The following is a 22,378-nucleotide window of genomic DNA, read 5'->3' as shown; positions in this document are numbered from 1 at the left end:
GGCGGAACGAGAAGTGACGGACATGAAACAGACCACCGAAGAACGGCTCGCGCGGCACCTGCGCACCATGGACAACGAGCTGCGCACCGCACGGAACCGCAACCGCGAGTTGGAGGACCGGCAGCGCGAGCCCGTCGCCGTCGTGGGCATCGGCTGCCGCTACCCCGGCGGCGCGGACAGCGCGGACGGCCTGTGGCGACTCGTCCGGGACGGTCAGGAAGCGACTGGCGGCCTGCCCGTCAACCGCGGCTGGGATCTCGCAGGCCTGTACAGCCCGGACCCGGACGCCCCGGGGCGCAGTTACAGCACGGCGGGCGGTTTCCTGCACGACGCGGACCGCTTCGACGCGGAGTTCTTCGGCATTTCGCCGCGCGAGGCGGCGACCATGGACCCGCAGCAGCGACTGCTGCTGGAGACCTCCTGGGAGGCCGTGGAGAACGCGGGAATCGACCCGCGTTCCCTCCGCGACAGCCAGACGGGGGTGTTCGCGGGGTCGAACTCCCAGGACTATGCCGACGTGCTCGCCGACGCCCCCGAGGCCGCCGAGGGGTATGTCGTCACCGGCACCACCGGCGGCATGGTGTCTGGGCGGATCTCCTACACCCTGGGACTGTGCGGGCCGTCTTTGACGGTCGACACCGCCTGCTCGTCCTCCCTGGTGACCCTGCATCTCGCCGTGCAGGCGCTGCGCAACCGGGAGTGCGTCGCCGCGCTCGCGGGCGGTGTCGCCGTTCTCACCACCACCCGCGGGCTGAGCGAGTTCAGCCGACAGCGCGCGCTGTCGGCGGACGGCCGCTGCAAGGCGTTCGGGGCGGGCGCCGACGGATTCGGCTTCGGGGAGGGCGCGGGGATGCTGTTCCTGGAGCGGCTCTCCGACGCGCGTCGGCACGGTCACCCGGTGCTCGCCGTGATCCGCGGCTCCGCAGTCAACCAGGACGGCGCGTCCAACGGCATCACCGCCCCCAACGGTTCCTCCCAGGAGCGTGTCATCCGGGACGCGCTGGGCGCGTCCGGGGTTCCTGCGGGCGAAGTCCATCTCGTCGAGGCACACGGCACCGGAACCAAGCTGGGTGACCCTATCGAGGCCCGGGCCCTGATGGCGGTGTACGGATCGGTACGGGACGCCGGTTCGCCGCTGTGGATCGGCTCGGTCAAGTCCAACATCGGACACACGCAGGCCGCGGCCGGTGTCGCCGGGGTCATCAAGGCCGTGATGGCGCTGCGGCACCGGACGCTGCCGCCCACCCTGCACGCCGAGGTGCCGTCCCCGGAGATCGACTGGTCCACGGGCGCCGTCCTGCCCCTCACCGAAGCCCTGGACTGGCCTGCCGGGGCGTACCCGCGCCGCGTCGGGGTCTCCGCCTTCGGTATCAGCGGCACCAACGCTCACCTGATCGTGGAGGAGGCGCCCGCGGACGCGGCGCAGACAGCGGGCGGAACCGTTCCGCCCGCGGCCTCGGAAGCGGATCCGAGCCCTCTTCCCTGGCTGCTGTCGGCCCGGTCGGCCGACGCGCTGCGGGCGCAGGCGGGCAGCCTGCTCGACTGGACCGCCGGCCGGCCCGACGCCGGTTGCGGTGCCGTCGCCCGGGCACTCGCGCACGGCCGCAGCCGGTTCGAACACCGCGCGGTCGTGCTGGCCGACGATGCCGCCGGATCACGCACGGCACTCGCCGCTCTCGCCGCGGGCAAGGAGAGCCCCGACCTGGTCCGCGGCGAGACCTCGGCACCGGGGCGGCTGGCGTTCCTCTTCTCCGGGCAGGGCAGCCAGCGCCCGGGAATGGGCCGGGAGCTGTACGACGCCTTTCCCGCCTTCCGCGCGGCCTTCGACTCGGTCTGCGCGGAATTCGACGAGCGTCTGCCCCGACCTCTGCGCCCGGTCGTCTTCGCCGAGGCGGGAACGCCCGAAGCGGCGCCGCTGGACCGCACCGAGTTCGCACAGCCCGCGATCTTCGCCGTCGAGGTGGCCCTGTTCTCGTTGCTCGGCTCCTGGGGCGTGCGGCCCGAGCGGCTGCTCGGACACTCCATCGGCGAACTCGTCGCCGCCCATGTCTCGGGCGTGCTGTCCCTGCCCGACGCCTGTGCCGTGGTCGTCGCCCGGGGCCGCCTCATGCAGGCTCTCCCCGCCGGGGGTGCGATGGCCGCGGTGCAGGCCACCGAGGAGGAGGTCCTGCCGCTGCTGGAGGGCCGTGCGGACCGGGTCGGCGTCGCGGCGGTCAACGGACCGCGGGCGGTCGTGGTCTCCGGTGACGAGGAGGCCGTGGCCGACATCACCGCTCACTGGCGGGACCAGGGCAGACGCGTCAAGCGGCTCAACGTCAGCCACGCGTTCCACTCCCCCCGGATGGACGCCATGCTCGACGACTTCCTCGCCGTCACCTCGTCGGTTTCCTACCGCGAACCATCCATTCCGATCGTCTCCGACGTGACCGGCAAACCGGCCGACGCGGACGAACTGGCCGACCCTCGCTACTGGGTGGAGCACGTGCGCCGCACCGTCCGCTTCCAGGAGGGAGTCGAAGCACTGCGGGCGGATGGGGTCACCGCGTTCATCGAGCTGGGCGCCGACGGCTCGCTCACCGGCATGGCGGAGGACTGCCTGGACGACCGGGCCTCGCTGTGTCTCGCGAGCCTGCGTCGCGGCATGCCCGAGACCCGGTCGGTGCTGACCGCCGTGGCCCGGCTCCACTGCCACGGCACCGACGTGGACTGGGCGGCGCTGCTTCCCGGCCGCGGGCCGCACCTCGACCTGCCGACCTATCCCTTCCAGCGGGAACGGCACTGGGTGGACGCGGAACACCGTCCGGGCTCGGTGGAGGACCGTCATTTCTGGTCCCTCGTCTCCGGCGCGGACCCGTCCACCGTGGCCGGCGAACTCGGTGTCGCGCCGGACGCCGACCTCTCCGTAGTCCTGCCCGCGCTCACGCGCTGGCGTGAGCGCGCCGCGCGGCAGGGCGACACGAACGGGTGGCGGTACTCGATCGCCTGGCGCACCCTGCCGCACGCTGACAGCCGGACGCTGACGGGCACCTGGCTCGTGATCGGTGACGACGAGCGGATCGGGGCGATCCTCACCGGACTGGGAGCCGAGGTGGAGCACGTACCAGTCGCGGAAACGACCGACCGGGCGGAGCTCGCCCGGCTGCTGGCCGGGGTGCCGGAACCGGCGGGCGTCGTCTCGACCCTGGCCCTGAGTCCCGCGAACCCTCACAACGATGTGACACGGGGCGTGCAGGCGACCCTCGCACTACTGCAGGCGCTGGGAGACGCGGGCGTCCGGGCTCCGCTGTGGTGCCTGACCCGTGGCGCGGTCGCCGTCGGGGACGAGTCCGCCGACATGGCCTCCGCCGGGGTCTGGGGGCTGGGCCGGGTCGCGGCCCTGGAACATCCCGACAGGTGGGGTGGCCTGGTCGATCTGCCGCCCGCCGCGCCGGACAGCTTGGAGCGGCTGATCGCGACAGCACTCACCGCGGGCGAGGACCAGGTGGCGATCCGGGGTGAGACGGTCCTGGCCCGGCGCCTGGTCTCCTCGCCCGCCCGGCCCGGCACCACGCTGGAACTGCCCGGAACGGTCCTGGTCACAGGTGGGACGGGGGCCCTTGGCGCCCGGATCGCCGTCTCGCTCGCCACACGGGGGACACCGCGTCTGCTGCTGCTCAGCCGTCGGGGCCCCGACTCGCCCGGCGCGGCGCTGCTGCGCGAGGAGCTGGAGAAACTGGGCACCGCCGTAACGATCAGGACGTGCGACGTGTCGGACCGGGCGGACCTCGCCCGCGCGCTGGCCGGGGTGCCGGACGAGCATCCGCTGAGCGCCGTGGTCCACACGTCGGGCGTTCTCGACGACGGCCTGCTGGACACCCGGACGCCGGAAAGCACCGGCGAGGTACTGGCGGCGAAGTCCGTGGCGGCGCGACACCTGCACGAGTTGACCGTCCATGAGGACCTGCGCGCGTTCGTCCTTTTCTCTTCCTTGTCCGGTGTCCTCGGCAACGCGGGACAGGGCAGCTACGCCGCGGCCAACGCCCAGTTGGACGCCCTGGCCGAGCACCGCCACGCCCTGGGGCTGCCAGCGACCTCGGTGGCGTGGGGTCCATGGGCCGACGACGGCATGGCCAACGGCCTCGCCGCCGACCGGCTGCACGAGAGCGGGCTGCGGCCCATGGCACCCGACCAGGCTGTCGCGGCCCTGTGGCAGGCGATCGGCGAAGGGACGCCGGCCGTGGCGGTCGCCGATGTGGACTGGGACGCCTTCGCGGGCCGGACCGCGGCCTTCCGTCCGAGTCGGCAGCTCGCCGAGCTGGTCACGACTCCGGCGGCGGCGCCGTCCGGGGAGGCGGCGTCGGCCCTCGACCTGGTCCGGTTGTCGCCGGCCGAGCGACACGACCGGCTGTCCGACCTGGTGCACCGGCAGGCGGGCCTCACTCTCCGGCACGGCGCCCAGTGGCGACTGGAGGCCGGTCGGCCGCTGCAGAGCCTCGGTTTCGACTCCCTCACAGCCGTCGAACTGCGCAACCGTCTTGAGGCTGCCACCGGCCTGAAACTGCCCAGCACCCTGGTCTTCGACCACCCCACCCTCGACGCGCTCGTCGCGTTCCTGGAGGCCGAGATGTTCGGCGGGGGCGCGCGGGCAACGCAAGCGGCACTCGCCGAGATCGACCGGCTGGAAAGCACACTCGGTGCCGTGGCACTCGACGACGCCTCGTGCGCGGCGGTCGAAGGGCGGCTTCGAGGTCTGCTCAGGAGCTGGTCCGCGGAGCGTGACCCGGGGGGAGCCGCCGCGCTGACCGAGGCGTCGGCAAGTGAGGTCATCGACTTCATCACCGGGGAACTGGGCATCAGGCCGGCGGACAACCTCGCCGTTGAGGGGCCGTGAGGCCCGCGGGGGCCGGGGACCGGTGACCTTGTGAGTTCCCTGAGTCAACCTCGCTGCCGCCAGGGTCGCCTTGGGAGTCTGTTTGATCTTGTTGTTGGCTTGGTGGGTGTCGGGGTCGTAGCAGGTTCCGTCGCACCGGCAGGCCCACATCACGCGCAGCCAGGCGCAGGCGAGTATGCGGGCGGCATGGGGATGTCGTCTCTTCGCGGCGCGGGCGTCGTCGTAGATCTTCGCGGCCCGGTCGCCGGCATGCCGGCTGTTGTCGGCGTAGGTGACAATGGCCGGGCGGGCTCGCCGGTTGGTCGCGTAGAACGTCACCGCACGGGACGTGCCGGACGCCCGGGTGACCGGGACGATGCCGGTCTCGGTGGTGGCGAACAGCAGCGCGCAGGGGTGGGTGTCCACCGCGTCGGCGATGGCCTTGTCCAGGGCCCGGATCGTCGTGCGGATGGCCCCCACGAGCTGGACCTGGACGCGCACGAGTTGTTCGACGACGGTCTCGCTGAGGCGGGAGGCCGGCTTCGGCGCGGAGCGCAGGCGCTCAATCAGGACGCTGCCGGGCCGTTTGCCGGTGTAGCTGCGGCACATCCGCCGCCGGTCTCCAGCCGTTCGGCGGTGAGCCTGGCGGCGGAGGCCGGGGTGGGGTAGCGCTCCAGGAACGCCAGAGCGATGTCGCTGTCGAGACCGGCGAAGACGGCCTTGCCGCCGGCCAGTGCATGTCGAGCAGCGCGGCGAGCCGGTTGCCAGCGGCGATACGGGCCTCGACGTGGTCGGCGCGCTGCCGGGTGAGGGCCTGAAGGTCCATGGTGGCGCGCTCGGTGGGCTCCAGGCTGGGCAGGAAGTGACCGGTAGTCGGCGAGTTTGAGGCTGTCCCCGGCGTCGGTCTTGGCTTTGGAGGCGCCCCAGCGCGGGCGCATCGCGTGGAAGGCGTTCGGATGCACCGCCACCACCGGGTGCCCGGCGGTCGGCAGCCGGTCGACGACCAGGCCGCGGGTGGTCTCGATGGCCACCGGCAGATCCGCCGGATCACGGTACGTCGCCAGCTTGGCCAGCGTCCTGGCGATGCCCTCCTCGGTGTGCGCGAACTCCCGATGGGGCACCCGCGTGGCGGAGTTGTCCATGACCGTCACGTCGTGGGTCTCGGTCGCCCAGTCCCTCCGATGAACACGAAAGAAGTACTCCTGTGTCGTGCGCGGGGCACCTGCCCGGTGGTCAGGACGTCTGCCGGGAGCTCATTGATCGGCCCTCTGCGGGGCGTGCCCTGAAGCCGATCAGACGGCCTCGGCCCGGCGGGGCCGGCACAACTCACAGGGAGAAGAGGGCCGCAGAAGGGATGGTCCTCTCATGACCGCCACTGAAGACAGGGGCCGGGCGTCCAGCGCCCCGCCCCTGTCTTCGGCACGTCCCAGGGCAGCTCAAACGTGCGTCACAGGGACCAGCGCTCGCCGCCCAGCGCCATCGAGGCGACCCGGAACGACGGACCCCCGCCGGCCGTCACGGAGATGGTGGAGAAGTACATGCGGTCCGTCCTGTTCGCCACCCAGGACGCGGAGAGTTCCGCCATCACGGTGTCCACGGCGTCCTCCGCTACGATCGCCCGGTTGCCCAGGGTGGACCGCAGGAACGCCGACTCGGCCGAGAGAGGCTCGTAGTCGCACGGGATGACGGTGAGGGACCACTCCCGGTCCACGCTCAGCTTCCGCAACCACTCGGCGTCCAGGCCCGAGGCGTTGCCGGGAATCATGGAATTCGCCACCAGCCTGCCCCCCGCCGCCAGGGGGGCGCGCCGCAGCACGCTCTCCAGGAGCCGGGATCCGTCGGAGCCACCGTCGCCCGTCCACGGCAGGTCGAGGACGCCGAACGTGGGCATCATCGGCACATTGACGCCGATCGTGTCGAAATCCCCGTCGAAAGCGAGCTCACGCGCATCGCCCCAACGCGACTGCACCCTGGTGCCGCACTGGTTGACAGCCAGGTTGACCTCGAAGAGCGGAGCCAGCTTCTCGTCGATCTCGACGGCCTGCACGCTCGTTGCCGTGGCGGCCATCAGAACGGCCTGGCAGCCGGTGGACGATCCGATGTCGAGGCACCTGCCCCGGGCGCCGACAAGGTGCTGCCCGATCCCGATCGAATCACGACCGTACCAGCCGTATCCGGTGTTGTTGGCGGTGCTGACGAAGAGCAGGCGGCCGAAATGCTCGATGAGGCGGACCCGTGAGAGTTCGACGGTCTCCCCGGATTCCGACGCAGCCCCCATGCCGACGAGCCGGTCGAGCAGCGGCTCGGTCAGAAGACGTACGGCTTCACCGCGCGGCACGGCCTGGGAGAGACAGAGGAAGTCGACGGCGTCCCGCAGGTACGGGGTGAGCGACGGCCGGTCCCGGACGAGCGCCAACTTGCGCGTTCCACTCGTCCGGTAGGCGCGCAGCAGGGCGGCCAGGCCTGTTTCCTCGACCCGCTCCGTGAACTCCCTTGCCGCCGCGTTCAACACGGAGTCGGAGTCGGTGGTGCTGCTGTGAACTGATGACACGGTTCTCGTGACCTCTCTCTGGCTGTTCGGCCGGCCCCCGCACCCGCGCCACCGCCCGTCATGCCGTACGACGAGCTGTGGCGCGGAGTCCCGTTCGCACGGGGTGGTGGCGGTCCGCAACGCGTCGCACACCGGTGATGTCAGTTCGGCCCGTGGGCCAGTTGGGCCACTGCCTTCCTGTCGAGCTTTCCGCTGCTCGTGCGCGGCAGTCGTTCCAGACGGTGGTAGACGACGGGCACCATGTACTCCGGCAGCCACCGGGCCGCGTGCTCGCGCAGGGCGGCCTCCGTCAGACCGGCGACCCCGGACACCGCGGCGTGCAGCCGCGGCCGACTCGGGTCCGCGCTCTCCAGCACCGCCACACACTCGGTGACGCCGGACGACTGAAGCAGGACGTTCTCGATCTCACCCAGGTCGATGCGGATGCCGCGGATCTTGATCTGGTTGTCGGTGCGGCCCAGGTACTCCAGGTCCCCGGAGGGCAGCCAGCGCCCGATGTCACCGGTGTCGTACATCCGGCCGTCCGGACGGCCGTACTCGGGTACGAAACGGCCCGCCGTCAGCTCGGGATCGCCCAGGTAACCGCGCGCGACACCCGCGCCCGCCAGGAACAGCGTGCCGTAGACACCGACCGGCATGGGCCTGCCGTGGCGGAGCACGTACACCCGGGTGTTGTCGATGGGCCGACCGATGGGGACGACGCCCGTGAACGCCGTCGCGGGACAGTCGTAGCCCGTGACGTCCACCGTCGCCTCCGTGGGACCGTAGAGGTTCACCAGCCTGGTGCCCTGGGCGGCGAAGAGCTCACCGAACGTGGTCACCTGACCGGCCAGCAGGCTCTCCCCACTGGAGAAGCACCAGCGCAGCGAGGCGAGCGCCGAGAGGTCACCGCCGCCGTCCTTGAGATATTCCAGGAATATCCCCAGCATCGACGGGACGAAATGCAGCACGCTCACCCGCTGCTTTCGCACGGTCTTGGAGATGGCCAGCGGGAAACGCTCCATCCCGGGGGCGAGCAGATGCATGCGCGCGCCGGCGAAGAACCACCAGAACAGCTCCCAGACCGACACGTCGAAGATCACCGGGGTTTTCTGCAGCAGCGTGTCCGACTCGGTCAACGGGTAACGCCGCTGCATCCAGTTGAGCCGGTTGACGACCGACTCGTGCTCCACTTCGACGCCCTTGGGCCGGCCCGTGGAACCGGAGGTGTAGATGACGTAGGCCAGGTCGCGGGGGCCACTGTGGGACTGGAAACCGGGATCCGGGCCGGCGTACAGTTCCGGGTCGTCCAGCGGCACCGACGGCACCGGGATGCTTTCGGGTGCCGCCAGGCCGGGTTGCATCAGTACCAGCGGGGCGCCGCTCTGTGCCACCAGGCCGACGAGCCGCTCCGGCGGCGCGTCGGGGGCGAGCGGCAGGTAGGCGCCACCGGCCTTGAGGATGCCGATGACTGCCACCGGCAGGTCGAGGCAGCGCTCCATCAACACCGCCACGACCGTGCCAGCGGTGACACCGCGCCCGACGAGGTACCGGGCCAACCGGTCGGTGCGCTCGTCGAGTTCGCGATAGGTGAGCGACTCGTGGTCGGCGCTCACCGCCACGGCGTCCGGGGTGCGCAGCGCCTGCACATGGAAGACGCCGTGCAGTGTGCGCTCCGGCGGCAGCGGATGGGCTGTCTCATTGAAGTCCAGCAGTACTCGGCGCCGTTCAAGGCCGTGTAGCAGTTCATAGGTAGCCACGGGACGTTCGGGGTCGGCGAGCATACGCGGCAGCAGGGTCAGGTACACCGACACCAGCGTCTCCGCGTCCAGCACGGCGCCCGGAGCGCCGTTGTGCGTGCAGGACACCCGCCCGCCGTCCACCGCCAGGGTGAGCCGGAAGGCCCCCTCCACGGTGGTGTCCCCGCCGGGCTCCAGGGGCTCCGGCGGGTCCGGGCGCGTGCCTAACAGGATTGCATGCTGGGCTTCCTCGCCGGTGTCCGGCGCGTCGTTCACACCGGTGGCCACGGCCTCGCCGCTGTCGTCCGGGTCCACCGTGAACGCGGCCGTACGGGCCGGGCCCGTTCCGTGGACCACCCGGACGACCGGGCTGTCGTCGTGCGTCATGTAGGACAGCGCCAGCACGGCGGCGGCGAGCTGGAAGGACTCGGCCTCTCGGGAGGGCAGGTCGCCCAGCGCTTTGGTCGCCACCGTGTCCAGGAGGCCCTCGGCGGAGGTGTGCGTGGTGGTCATGAGGCCGCCTCCACCGCGTTGACCAGTGTCGGAGCCAGCGAGCGCTCGAGAATCTGCTCGGTGCCCTCGATGATCGTGAGTACCTTGGCGTCCCGGTAGGCCCGTGCGGTCACCGACTGCTCGGAGACACCCGAGGAGCCGAGGAGCTGCACCGCGGAGGCGGTGTGCTTCTGAGCCACCCGGCACACGAAGTACTTGGCCAGCAGGATCCGCTCGGTGGCTGCCGGGTCCTTGGCGCCCATCGCCCGTGAGGCGGAGACGCACAGGTGGCGGGCGGCTTCCAGATCGGCGCCCATCCTGGTGACGAGCGTCTGGATCTGGCCGTGGTCGATCAGTGTCCGGTCGAAGGCCCTGCGGGTGCGGACGAACCGCGCGCACTCCGCGAAGCATGCTTCGAGCATGCCGAGCGCCATCCAGGCGACCGCGTGCCGCCCGTGCTCCAAGGCGGTCGGAATCAGCACCGGCAGTGCGAAGCCGGGCTTTCCGACCACCGCCTCCAGTGCGATCTCGCAGTCGGAGAAGGTGATGCGGGCCAGTCCCGCCGCGCGCAGCCCGAGTAAGTCGCCCATGGGCTCGATACGGACGCCGGGGTTGTCGCTCCGCACCAGACACGCTTCGGACCGACCCTCACGCTGCACGAACACCAGCAGGTCGTCGGCGCGGCGGCCGAAGGTGATGAAGACCTTCGTTCCGTTGACCAGCAGCCGGTCGTCCTTCTCCACCAGGCTGGTGGATATCGCGGCCAGGTCGCTTCCGGCATGCGGTTCGGTCATGCAGATCGCGGCGACACGGCTGCCTTCGCCGAGGGCTGGCATGACGTGTTCGCGCTGCCAGGCGGTGCCCCAGCGGGCCAGGGTCTGCGCCATCATGCCGTGCACGTTCACCAGCGAGGCCAGCGAGACGCTCACCCGGCCCAGCGCCTCATACATGAGCCCCGCCTCGATGGGCGACCAGCCACGGCCGCCGACGGCCGACGGTAGCGCGGCGCCGAGGAGTCCCTCCTCGCTGCACCACCGGACCACCTCCTCGGGCAGGATCTCACCGCGCTCCCATGTGTGGGCGCTTTGCGCCCAGCGGCCCGTGACCAGCCGCAGCATCCGGTCGTGATGCTCGCGCTCCTCCGGGTCAAGCAGGTGTTCCATGACGATCAGCCTGTTCTTCCTGTCCCGGTGGTGATCAGACCGACTGCGCTTCGAGCTGCTTGCGCTGCACGAAGTCGGTGATCTTGGCGATACTGGCGAAGTTGGCCAGGTTGAGGTCGTCCACGTCGACCTCGATCTCGAAGGTCCGCTCGACGAAGCTCATCAGCTGAATCGCGAACAGCGAGTTGACCCGGCCGGACTGGAACAGGTCCTCGTCGCGCCCGGGGGCGGGCGAGGTGTCCCGCGTGGCCAGGAACTCCCTTACGACGTCATCGATCTCGTTGGTGGTGCGGGCGGTCATGGTCATTCTCCTGTCGTGGTCGCCACGGCCGTCGCGCCGTGGTAGCGGTGGAAACCCTGGCCGGACTTGCGTCCGAGCCGCCCGGAGGCGACCATCTCGCGCAGCAGCGCGCAGCCCTCGTAGCGGTCGTCGTCGTAGCTGTCGCGGAGGTTTTCCAGGGTGAGCAGTACAGTGTCGAGGCCGATCAGGTCCGCGGTCTCCAGCGGCCCCATCGTGTGGCCGAAGCACTTCTTGAAGATGCCGTCGACCGTCGCGGGGTCGACGCCCTGGTCCTGTACGACCCTGATCGCCTCATTGAAGAACAGATGCGAGATCCGGTTGCTGACGAAGCCCGGGAAGTCCCCGACCACGACGGCCTGCTTGTCCAGCTGGGCGAGCAGTTCGCGTACCTGGTCGAGGCACTTCTGCGAGGTGTCGTCGCCCCGCATGACCTCCACCGCGTCCTTCAGGTAGGAGGGGTTCATGAAATGGATGCCGACAACCATGTCGGGACGGCGAGTCCTGGCCGCCAGCCGGCCGATCGGGATGCTCGACGTGTTGACGCCGATACCAACCCCGTAGGGCAGCACCTTGTCCAGATCGTGGTAGACGTCCCGCTTGGTCTCCCACTTCTCGCTGACGTTCTCCACCACGAACTCGCACTTGGCGAGCGCGGCCAGGTCGGTGGTGGTGACGAGCCGTTCCTGCGCCTCGGCGGCGTCCAGGCGGGGCAGGCCGGGGCGTACGGCGGGCAGGAACCGGTTCACGTCACGCAGCAATTCCCGAGCCGCGGCCAGCGAGGACTCTTCCTGGTCGACGGCGACGACACGGAATCCGTGGACGACGAAGTCGACGCAGACGGTGCTGCCGATGTTGCCGACGCCTAGCACGCCGACGGTGCGTAGGGCTTGGGTCATGGGTCCTCTTCCGGTGTGTGTCAGTTGGGCGTGTCAGTGGTCAGCGCTGTTCTTCCAGCCATGTGTGCACCTCGGCGGCGACGGCCTCGGCGTGTTCGGCGACGATGGTGCAGTGGTCGCCGGGGACGACCGTCTCGCGATGCGGGAGCGGCCAGTGCGCGCGCCAGTCTTCGGTCATCGGCGGTGCTGCCGGGTCGCCGGGGATGCAGTCCTCCGGGCGGACGAACAGCGTGGGGGTGGCCGCGGGCTCGGGCACCCATCCGCGGAAAAGCCTGCGGTACGCGCCGAGGGCCGTCAGCGTCGTGAAGTTCATCGTGGTGAACCTGGAGCGCCGCTCGTTGACCTCGTACGTCATCGCCTGACGCATGCTCAGCGACATGCTGTCGGGCAGATAGGTGTCGAGGAGTACCAGGCCCTGGGCGGGCTCTTCCCGCTCCTCCAGCCGCGCCGCGACCGAGTGTGCCAGCCAGCCGCTGGACGAGTATCCGAGCAGCGCGAACGGCCTGCCGCCGCCGCAGCGCATCGTCTCGCGGGCCAGCGCCTCGACCAGCGCTTCACGCGTCGCGGCGATCGGTTCGTCGGGCAGGAACCCGGGCACGAAGACCATCGACAGGTCGCGCCGGCCTCGGAAGAACATGGAAAGCCGGGCGAACTGCAGAGACTGCTCGACCGGGGCGAACGGCGGGAAGCAGATGACTGCCGGCCCATCGCCACCGGTGGCCAGCCGGACGAAGCCGGGTCCGCCCTCGACCTGCGAGGGGTCCGTGAACCTGCTGCGCAGCCCGGCCGCACCGGTCAGGAGCGCCTCGACCTCGGTCATCCGGCCGCGGATCGCGACCTGACGGTAGATGGCCGCGAACGACTCCCCAGACTCCACGACCGGACCAGCCGTATGCGGGCCCGCTGGTGCTCCGTCGGCAAGCGTGGTGTGGAGGAACTCTCCTATGGCGACCACCGTCGGATGCTCGAAGACCAGCATCGCCGGGAGGGCTAGGCCGGTGGCGACATTGAGCCTATTGCGGACCTCCACGGCGGACATGGAGTCGAAGCCCATCTCCACGAAGGGCCGCTCGGCGTCGACGGACGCGGCATCCGCGTGGCCCAGTACATCGGCCACCGTGGCGCTCACCAGGTCCCTCAGCGCGATCCGCCGCTCCTGTGGCGCCAGACCCGCGAGCGTGCGGCGGATGTCGCCCTGGCTCGCCGGAGCCGCGGCGGGGCGTTCGCCGAGCAGGTCGCGGGCCTGGGGCAGTTCCTCGACCAGTGGCCGCCGACGGGCGGCAGTGTACCCGACGAGGAATGTCTCCCAGTCGACGTCGGCGACGGTGACCCTGGTCTCGTCGTCGTCCAGGGCACGCCCGAGCGCCGCCACGCAGTCCTCCGGCGGCATGGGCACCAGGCCTCGGCGGAGCAGGTGCCGCTCGCCGTCCGGTCCCACCATCCCCGACTCCGCCCAGACACCCCACGCCACCGCGGTGGCGGGCAGTCCGCGGGCACGGCGCCGTTCGGCCAGCGCGTCCAGGTATGCGTTGCCCGCGGCGTAGGCCGCGTAGCGCCCGCTGCCCCAGACGCCAGATACCGAGGAGAACAGCACGAAGGCGTCCAGTTCGTCGTCGGCGAAGAGTTCGTCGAGGACCCGCGCTCCGTCGGTCTTGCTGGACGAGACCGCCCGGAACTCGTCGAGACCCATGTCGGCGATGGCGGTGTTCTGGCCCACGCCCGCCGCGTGAAAGACGGCGCGTACCGGTCCCTCGTCGGCGGCGACCTCTGCGACCAGGGCGGCCATGCTCTCCCGGTCCGTGACGTCGGCGGCGGCCAGCCGCACGCGCGCTCCCCGTCCTTGAAGTTCCTTCCGCAGGTCGCCGGCCCCCGGCGTTTCAGCGCCGCGCCGCGAGACCAGAACGAGAGAGCAGGGGCCCTGGGCCGTCAGCCAACGGGCGACGTGCGCACCGATCGAGCCGATTCCGCCCGTGACGAGGACCGTGCCGCCGGGACGCCAGGTACTGCGCGGCTCCGCGGCGGTGGGCGCGGGCACGAGCCTGCGCCGCAGCACGCCGCCGACGCGGATGGCGAGTTGGTCCTCCTCACCGTCGCCGGCGAGGACACCTGCGAGCCAGCCGGTGGAGCGGTCGTCGAGACGTCCCGGAAGATCGATCAGTCCGCCCCAGCGCCCCGGATGTTCGAGACCGGCGACCAGACCGACGCCCCAGCAGGCGGCGGAGAGCGGGTCGGGTGCCTCGCCCTCGGTCGTGGCCACAGCGCCCCTGGTCAGACACCACAGCCGCGCCCCCGCCCCGATATCACCGAGGGCCTGGACCAGGACGAGAAGGTTTTCCGGCCGGCCGGGCAGGCAGATCACGCCGGACAGCAGCGGCACACCTTTGACCGCCATGGCCAGCGCCTCGGCGGTCGCCCGCCGGTCCGCTTCCCGTCCCAGCTCGACCGTCACGACGTCCGCCAGCACCCGGGTCAGGGAGCGGAGCACGTCCGGGTCGCCCCCGCCGTGCGGCAGCACGACCAGCCAGGAGCCCGGTGCCTGGGAGGCGGGGGCCCATTCCACCGGGTTCCAGACGACCCGGTACCGCCAGGAATCCATGGTCCGCCGGCGCGTGTTGTCCCGGTGCCACCGCGCGAGTGCCGGCACCGCAGGCTCCAGTTCGGCCGGGACGCCGAGCGTCTCGGCGAGCGTGGAGAAGTCCTCCTTCTCGACGGCGGCCCAGAAGGCCTGGTCGCCGCTCGCGTCCCGGCCGTGCCCAGCGGTCCGGGCCGGAGTGAGCCAGAACCTCTGGTGCTGGAAGGCATAGGCGGGAAGCCGGACGGCCCGTGCCTCCGGAAGGACGGCCGTCCAGTCGACGGCGGCGCCGTGGGTGTGGGCGTGGCCGAGCGCCTGGAGGACGGTCTGGGTTTCGGGCCGTCCCTTGCGGCAGGTGGGCGCGGTGGGGTGCGTGTCGGTGGTGAGAGGGGTGAGGGCGGCGTCGGGGCCGATCTCGACGAGGACGTGGGTGCGCGGAATCGCGTCGACGGCCTTGGCGAAGTGCACGGCGTTGCGGACGTGGTCGATCCAGTAGTCGGGGGTGTCGATGGGATGGGAGGTGTCGGCCGCGGGGTGCACGAGGAGGGTGGGCGGGCGGAAGGTGATCTGGTTCAGGACGGCGCGGAACTCCTCCAGTACGGGGTCCATGAGGGGGGAGTGGAAGGCGTGGCTGACATTGAGGCGGGCCACGCGGGTGCCGCGCTGACGCCAGTGGTCGGCGAGCCGGCCGATGTGTTCCTCGCCACCGGAGACGACGACGGAGTCCGGTCCGTTGACGGCGGCGACCACGACCTCGGGGGTACCGGCCAGGACCGTGGTGACCTCTGTATCCGAGGCGTTGACGGCGAGCATGGCGCCACCGGGGGGAAGTTGCTGCATGAGACGACCGCGGGTGACCACCAGGCGCGCGGCGTCCTCGAGGGTGAGAACACCGGCGGTGACGGCGGCGGCGATCTCACCGACGGAGTGACCGGTGACGGCGCCGAACCGCACGCCCCAGGACTGCCAGAGGCGGGCGAGCGCCAGTTCGAAGGCGAACAGGGCAGGTTGAGCGTACTCGGTGCGGGCGAGTGTCTGTTCGGCGTCGTCCGCGTCGGACCACATCACCTCGCGCAGACCTCGCCCGAGAAACGGATCGACAACCGAGCAGATCTCGTCGAGTGCCCAATTAAAGGCAGGGAAGGCCCGGCTGAGTTCGCGTCCCATGCCGACGCGTTGGGCCCCCTGGCCGGTGAACACGGCGGTCAGCGGCGCGTCGCCGGCGGCGGGCGTGGTGGGTGCGGCGACGGCCAGCTGGTCCAGTTCGGTGAGGAGTTGGGTACGGTCGCCGACCAGTACGGCTCGGTGGCTGAACAGGGACCGGGTGGTCACCAGTGACCGGGCGACCTCGGCGAGGCCGGTCCCGGGACGCGCGTTGAGGAAATCGCGCAGTGCCGCGGCCTGCCCCGACAGGGCCTGGCCGGACTTGGCGGACAGCACCAGCGGCACCACGTCCGAGGGAGCGCCCGCCGCTGGGCCGCGCTCCCCCGGTCCGGAGTTGAACTCCTCCAGCACCACATGCGCGTTTGTCCCGCTGATGCCGAACGAGGAGACGCCGGCCCGGCGCGGCCCGGCTCCGCGGCTCCACTCCCGCTCCTGCGTCAGCAGTTCGACGCCGTTGCCCTCCCACGCCACCTCGCTCGTGGGCTTCTCCACGTGGAGGCTCGGCGGCATCGACCCGTACCGCATCGCCTGCACCATCTTGATGATGCCGCCGACGCCCGCGGCGGCCTGGGCGTGGCCGATGTTCGATTTCAACGACCCCAGGTACAGCGGCGTCGTGTCGGCGTGGGCCCGGCCGTAAGTGGCGATCAACGCCTGCGCCTCGATCGGGTCGCCCAGCCGGGTACCCGTGCCGTGTCCCTCCACGAGGTCGACGTCGGCCGGAGTCAGTCCGCCGCTGGCCAGCGAGTCCAGGATGACCCGCTGTTGTGCCTGGCCGTTCGGCGCGGTGAGGCCGTTGGACGCGCCGTCCTGGTTCACCGCGGAGCCGCGGACGACGGCCAGCACCTCGTGGCCGGACCGCAGGGCGTCCGAGAGCCGCTCGACCACGAGCATGCCCACGCCTTCGGACCAGCCGGTCCCGTCGGCGTCGTCGGAGAACGACTTGCACCGGCCGTCCGGTGCCAGCCCGCCCTGCCGGCTGAACTCGATGAAGCCGCTGGGCGCCGCCATCACGGTCACGCCTCCCGCCAGGGCGAGGTCGCACTCGCCCCGGCTCAGCGCCTGGCAGGCCAGATGCAGCGCCACCAACGAGGAGGAGCACGCGGTGTCGATGGTCAGCGCGGCACCCTCCAGTCCCAGGGTGTAGGCGATCCGCCCGGACAACAGTGAGGTGGACACACCGGTGATGCCGTAGCCCTCCAGGCCCACACCGGCACTCTGCGCGTCGAACCCGTAGCCCTGGGGCGCCGCGCCCACGTAGACCGCGGTGCGGCTGCCACGCAGGCCCGCCGGATCGATCGCGGCGTACTCCAGCGCCTCCCAGGACGTCTCCAGCAGCAGCCGCTGCTGTGGGTCCATGCCGGTCGCCTCACGTGGCGAGATGCCGAAGAATCCGGCGTCGAACTCCGCCGCACCGTACAGGAAGCCGCCCTCACGGGTGAGGGTGGTGCCGGGCCGGTCGCCGTTCGGGTCGTAGATCCGCTCGGTGTCCCAGCCTCGGTCCGAGGGGAACAGTGAGACGGCGTCGGTGCCGGTGGCGACCAGGTTCCAGAGCTCGTCGGGGTTGCGTACGCCGCCGGGAAAACGGCAGCTCATGCCGACGATGACGATCGGGTCGGCCTTGTCCCGGACTTCGTACTGGTGCAGCTGCTGCCGGGCGAGCCGCAGATCGGCGCTGATCTGCTTGAGGAAATGCCTCATCCGGTGCTGCGTCGACGCCGGGCCGTCTGATGCGGGAGCGGACATGGTGGACCTTTCGGGAGGATGCCGCGTCAGGAGATGTCGAATTCACTGCCGAGCATGGCCAGCAGTTCCTCGTCGGTGGCGTCGTCGAGTCGCCCTCCGGGCACGTCGGCGTCGGCCGGGATGGGCGCGGCCTCCTCTCCCGCTTTCCAGCGTGTGAGGAGATTGGCCAGACGCATCGAGATCCGGGACCGGCCCACCGAGTCCAGCTTGAATGCGGCCAGTGCGGCCTCCAGCCGGTCGAACTCCTCGTCGGCGGTCCCCGTTCCGGACGCGCCTTCGACGGTGAGCAGCTGCTGCAGGAAGGCCGCGATGGCCGTGGGCGAGGGATGGTCGAAGGCGAGCGTCACCGGGGTGTCCACCCCGAGCCTGCTGTTGAGCCGTTTGCGCAGCCCGACGGAGGCCAGGGAGTCCAGCCCGAGGTCGCGGAACGAACGCCCGGGTTCCACCTGAGCCGGGTCCGGGTAGGCCAGCTCGGCAGCCACCTCGTTCCGTACCAGATCGAGCAACGCGGTCTGCATGGCGGCCGGTTCGAGCGCGGACAGCTCCCTACGGAAGGCTTCGGCCGCCGTGTCGCGCGTCTCCGGGACGGCCGTCTGCGCCGCCCGCACCTGGGGCAGGTCCTCGATCAGCGGACGTCGCCTCACGGCTGTGTAACTGGCGGTGAACGGCACCCAGTCCACGTCGGCGACGGTGACATCGGCCTCGTCGTCCTCGAGCGTCCGCTGCAGCGAGGCGATCGCTTGGGCGGGCTTCAGCGCGCCGACACCGATGCGGCGCAGCTGCTGCGCGGTGTCCCTGTCCACCATCCCCGCGTCCGCCCAAATGCCCCAGGCCACCGAGGTGCCGGCCGCTCCGCGTGCCCGGCGTTGCGCGACCAGGGCGTCGAGGTAGGCGTTCCCGGCGGCGTAGGCCCCGCTGAAAGAGCTGCCCCAGACCGCCGAGATCGAGGAGAACACCACGAACGCGTCCAGTTCGGTGCCGTCGAGGAGTTCGTCCAGGATCCGGGCTCCATCGATTTTCGCCGAGACCACGTCGGCGAACTCCCGCGGGCTCATCTCGGCGAGGGAGGTGCTCTGCCCGACACCTGCCGCGTGGAAGACCGACCGGACCGGCGCGCCGTCGTCGGCCAGTTGCCGAAGCAGGGTGGCGACCGCGTCCCGGTCGGCCACGTCGGCCGCGACGGCCCTGGCCGGAGTGCCGGTGGCGTGCAGTTCGGCGAGCAGTTCTGCCGCGCCGGGGGCTTCGGCGCCGCGCCGGGAGAGCAGCACGATCGAGCAGTCTCCGTGGGCGGCGAGCCATCGGGCGACGTGTCCGCCGACCGCACCGGTGCCGCCGGTGACCAGAACGGTGCCCGAGGGCCGCCACGGCCGCGTGCCCTGGACGCCCTCGTGGGCCCTCATCAGCCGGCGGGCCCACACGCCGTCGGGGCGCACGGCGAGCTGGTCCTCGGCACCGCCCGCGCCGAGAACCCCCCCGAGCAGGGCGACCTCCCGCTCGCCCAGCACGCCCGGGAGGTCGATCAGACCGCCCCAGCGTTCCGGGTGTTCCAGGCTGACGACCCTTCCCAGACCCCACACGGCGGCGCCCTGCGGGCTGCGCAGCGCATCGGCCGAGCCCGTGCTGACCGCCTGGCGGGTGACGCACCACAGCGGCGCGGTGATCCCGATGTCGCCGAGGGTCTGGACGAGCGCCAGCACATGCTCGGCGTGGTCGGACCGGCACAGCACACCGTCCAGCGCCCCCACCGCGGCCAGGGCGGTGGCCAGCGAGAAGCGGTCGGCGCCCTCCAGCGGCAGTCGCACCACTTCCTCGAACAGCCTTTCAAGGCCATGCTCGTCGGCGCTTATGGACCCGGCGACGAGCCAGCGGCCGGGGAGTCTAGGGACCTCCTGCGGTCGTGCCACCGGGATCCACCCGATGCGGTAGCGCCACTCGTCCAGTTCGGAGCGCAGCCGGTTGCGCCGCCGCCAGCGCGCGAGCGCCGGTACGACAGCGCGGAGCCCGTCCTCCGTGCCCAGTTCGGCGCTGAGCCGTTCGATGTCCTCGCGTTCCACCGCGTCCCAGAACCCGGTGTCCGCCTCCTTGCCCGGAGCCACAGGGACGGGCGGCACGAGCCAGTAGTGCTCGTGCCGGAAGGCGTACGTCGGCAGCGGCAGGCGTTCGCCGGGGGCCAGCACCCGGGACCAGTCCACCGGCAGGCCGGCGACATGCGCCTCCAACAGCGACAGCAGCGCACGGTCCAGCCCGCCGATGTCACGGCGCAGTGTGCCGACGGGCACGCCGGGTGCGCGCACCGCCTCAAGGGTCTGCTGCACTCCGACCGCGAGCAGCGGGTGCGGGCTCGCCTCCACGAAGAACCTGAACCCGTCCGAGGCCAGCGCCTCGACCGCGTCCTGGAACAGCACGGTCTGCCGCAAGTTCCGGTACCAGTAGCCGGCGTCCAGCTCGTGCCCGGCGAGCCGGGTGCCGGTCACCGTCGAGTACAGCGGTACCGTGCCGTCTACCGGCTCGATCCCGGCGATGGCGGCGAGCAGTTCGTCGCGTATCTCTTCCACGGCCGCGGAGTGGGAGGCGAAGTCCACCTCGATCCACCAGGCCCAAACGCCGTCGGCCTTGCACTTGGCGGCGAAGCCGCGCAACGCCTCGGACGCGCCGGAGACCACCACGGAGTCCGGACCGTTGACCGCGGCGAGCGACAGCTCGTCTCCCCAGGGCGCGAGACGCTCCAAGGCATGGGGTGCCGAAAGCCCGACGGAGAGGGCCCGGCCTTTCCCGGAGAGTTCGACGATGAGCCGGGAGCGGGTCACCGCGACGCGCGCCGCGTCCTTGAGAGTGAGCGCGCCCGACACACAGGCGGCCGCGATCTCGCCCTGCGAGTGCCCGACGACCGCGTCGACCCGCACGCCCCACGACTGCCACAGCCGGGCCAGCGAGACCATGACGGCGAACAGCGCGGGCTGGACCACGTCGATGCGGTCGAGCAGATGCCCGTCCGTACCGGCCACGACATCCTGCAGACGCCAGTCGACGAGTTCATCCATCACCTCCGCGCATGCGCGCAGGGAGTCGGCGAAGACCGGTGACTCGGCCATCAGATCGCGGGCCATGCCCGCCCACTGACCGCCCTGCCCGGGGAACATCAGCGCCATGCCGCCCTCGGCCGCGACGTCGGAGACCACTCCGAGCGGCAGCCTCTCACCGGTCGCCAGGACGTCCAGACCGTCCAGCAGGGTGTCGCGATCGGCAGCCAGCACCGCGGCCCGGTGGTGGAAGAGAGACCGGGTGGTCGCCAGCGACCAGGCCACGTCGGCCGGCTGGGCCTGCGGCCGGGCTCGGAGGAAGGAGCGCAACCGGTCGGCCTGGGCGCTGAGCGCGGCAGGGGATTTGGCCGACAGCACGACCGGTACCGCTGACGGCTTTCCGGAGCCGGCCGTGGCCGTCTGCGGCGCCGGGTCCCTGCTGTCCGGCGGGGCACCGGCCGCCGACCGCACCTCGGGCGCCGTGGTCCGGGCGTCGTGTTGCAGGACGACGTGCGCGTTGGTGCCGCTCATGCCGAAGGCCGACACTGCGGCCCGGCGCGGCCGGTCTCCCTCCGGCCAAGGCATCGCCTCAGTGAGCAGCCGGACCTGTCCCTCTCCCCAGTCGACCTCCCGAGTCGGCGCATCGACGTGCAGCGTTCTGGGCATCACGCCGTGCCGCAGGGCGAGGACGGCCTTGATGATCCCGCCGACTCCCGCCGCGGCCTGTGCGTGGCCGATGTTGGACTTCAGCGATCCGAACCACAGGGGACGCTCGGGATCGCGGTCGCGGCCGTAGACGTCGACCAGTGTCTGAGCCTCGATGGGGTCGCCGAGCGGGGTCGCGGTGCCGTGCGCCTCGACCATGTCGACCTGGCCGGGTGCGACCTGGGCGGCGCTCAGCGCGGCCTCTATCACCCGGTGCTGGGAGGGCCCGTGCGGCGCGGTGAGGCCGTTGGATGCGCCGTCCTGGTTGAGTGCGGAGCCGCGTATCACGGCGAGCACCTCGTGGCCGTTGCGGCGTGCGTCCGACAGCCGTTCCAGGACCAGCATGCCGGCGCCCTCGGACCAGCTGGTGCCGTCGGCGTCGTCGGAGAACGACTTGCACCGGCCGTCGGGGGCGAGCGCGCGCTGCCTGCTGTACTCGCTGAACACCGTCGGGCTGGCGATCACGGCGGCGGCACCGGTCAGCGCGAGGTTCGTCTCGCCCCGGCGCAGCGACTCGCACGCCAGGTGCAGTGATACGAGGGCCGACGAGCAGGCGGTATCCACGGTCATCGCCGGGCCCTCCAGACCCAAGGTGTACGCGATGCGGCCGGAGGCGACGGCGGGGGCGACGCCGGTCACGACATGCCCCTCCACCTCCGAGGGGATCGTGGGCGACCCGGAGCCGTAGCTGTGCGCGGACATGCCGACGAACACGCAGGTGCTGCTGCCGCGCAGTGTTTCCGGGATGATGCCCGCCCGTTCCACGGCTTCCCAGGAGGTCTCCAGCAGCAGCCTCTGCTGGGGGTCCATCGCGAGGGCCTCCCGAGGGGAGATGCCGAAGAACGGGGCGTCAAACTCGGCGGCACCGCCCAGGAATCCGCTCTCGGTGACATAGCTTCTGCCCGGCGTGTCGGGGTCGGGGTCGTACAGGGTGTCCAGGGGCCAGCCACGGTCGGTGGGCAGTGGCCCGATCGCGTCGCCGTCGCCGAGGACGAGGTCCCACAGCTGCTCCGGTGAGTCGACGCCGCCGGGGAAACGGCAGCTCATGCCGATGATGGCGATGGGTTCGGTGGCGCGGTCGCGGACCTCCTTCAGGTTCTGTTTCGTGCTGCGCAGGTCGGCGGTGACGCGTTTGAGATAGTCGCGGTACTTGTCTTCGTTTGACATGGGAGCGGGCTCCAGAGTTCTGTGCTATCCCGTA

The 22,378-nt window shown here is 71.2% G+C and carries 8 protein-coding genes and 1 pseudogene; 1 reads left to right on the top strand and 8 read right to left on the bottom strand.

The window, feature by feature from the left end; all coding sequences use genetic code 11:
- Positions 1-34: 34 nt before the first annotated feature.
- Positions 35-4,870 (top strand): annotated as a pseudogene (locus ACIBAF_RS39945) (type I polyketide synthase); the annotation flags it as partial.
- Positions 4,871-5,415: 545 nt separating this feature from the next.
- On the opposite strand, the gene ACIBAF_RS39940 reads toward ACIBAF_RS39945, so the two are convergent.
- The 8 genes from ACIBAF_RS39940 to ACIBAF_RS39905 form a co-directional block, all read right to left on the bottom strand.
- Positions 5,416-5,991 carry a transposase gene (locus tag ACIBAF_RS39940; RefSeq protein WP_399470092.1) on the bottom strand — a complete coding sequence of 192 codons (576 nt, stop codon included), beginning with the start codon at positions 5,989-5,991 and terminating at the stop codon, positions 5,416-5,418.
- A 305-nt stretch (positions 5,992-6,296) separates the two neighbouring features.
- Positions 6,297-7,400 carry a hypothetical protein gene (locus ACIBAF_RS39935; protein ID WP_399470074.1) on the bottom strand — a complete coding sequence of 368 codons (1,104 nt, stop codon included), beginning with the start codon at positions 7,398-7,400 and terminating at the stop codon, positions 6,297-6,299.
- Positions 7,401-7,540: 140 nt separating this feature from the next.
- Complete coding sequence (locus ACIBAF_RS39930; RefSeq protein ID WP_399470072.1) at positions 7,541-9,631, bottom strand: amino acid adenylation domain-containing protein; 2,091 nt, start codon at positions 9,629-9,631, stop codon at positions 7,541-7,543.
- Positions 9,628-10,773: an acyl-CoA dehydrogenase family protein gene (locus tag ACIBAF_RS39925; protein WP_399470070.1), complete on the bottom strand. Its 1,146-nt coding sequence runs from the start codon at positions 10,771-10,773 to the stop codon at positions 9,628-9,630. The genes ACIBAF_RS39930 and ACIBAF_RS39925 overlap by 4 nt, the downstream gene beginning before the upstream one ends.
- Before the next feature lie 34 nt (positions 10,774-10,807).
- Entirely contained in the window at positions 10,808-11,074 is a 267-nt protein-coding gene (locus tag ACIBAF_RS39920; protein ID WP_399470068.1) for an acyl carrier protein, read from the bottom strand.
- A gap of 2 nt (positions 11,075-11,076) precedes the next feature.
- Entirely contained in the window at positions 11,077-11,970 is an 894-nt protein-coding gene (locus ACIBAF_RS39915; RefSeq protein WP_399470066.1) for a 3-hydroxyacyl-CoA dehydrogenase family protein, read from the bottom strand.
- A gap of 40 nt (positions 11,971-12,010) precedes the next feature.
- The gene (locus tag ACIBAF_RS39910; RefSeq protein WP_399470064.1) at positions 12,011-17,407 is read right to left on the bottom strand and encodes a type I polyketide synthase; all 5,397 of its coding nucleotides are present in this window, start codon (positions 17,405-17,407) and stop codon (positions 12,011-12,013) included.
- Positions 17,408-17,478: 71 nt separating this feature from the next.
- Positions 17,479-22,344 (bottom strand): type I polyketide synthase, encoded by a 4,866-nt coding sequence (locus ACIBAF_RS39905; RefSeq protein ID WP_399470062.1) that lies wholly within the window; start codon positions 22,342-22,344, stop codon positions 17,479-17,481.
- Positions 22,345-22,378 lie beyond the last annotated feature (34 nt).

It is taken from the genome of Streptomyces sp. NPDC051677, from assembly GCF_044453465.1.
Lineage (GTDB): Bacteria > Actinomycetota > Actinomycetes > Streptomycetales > Streptomycetaceae > Streptomyces.
This window is presented reverse-complemented; position numbering and strand designations above follow the sequence as displayed.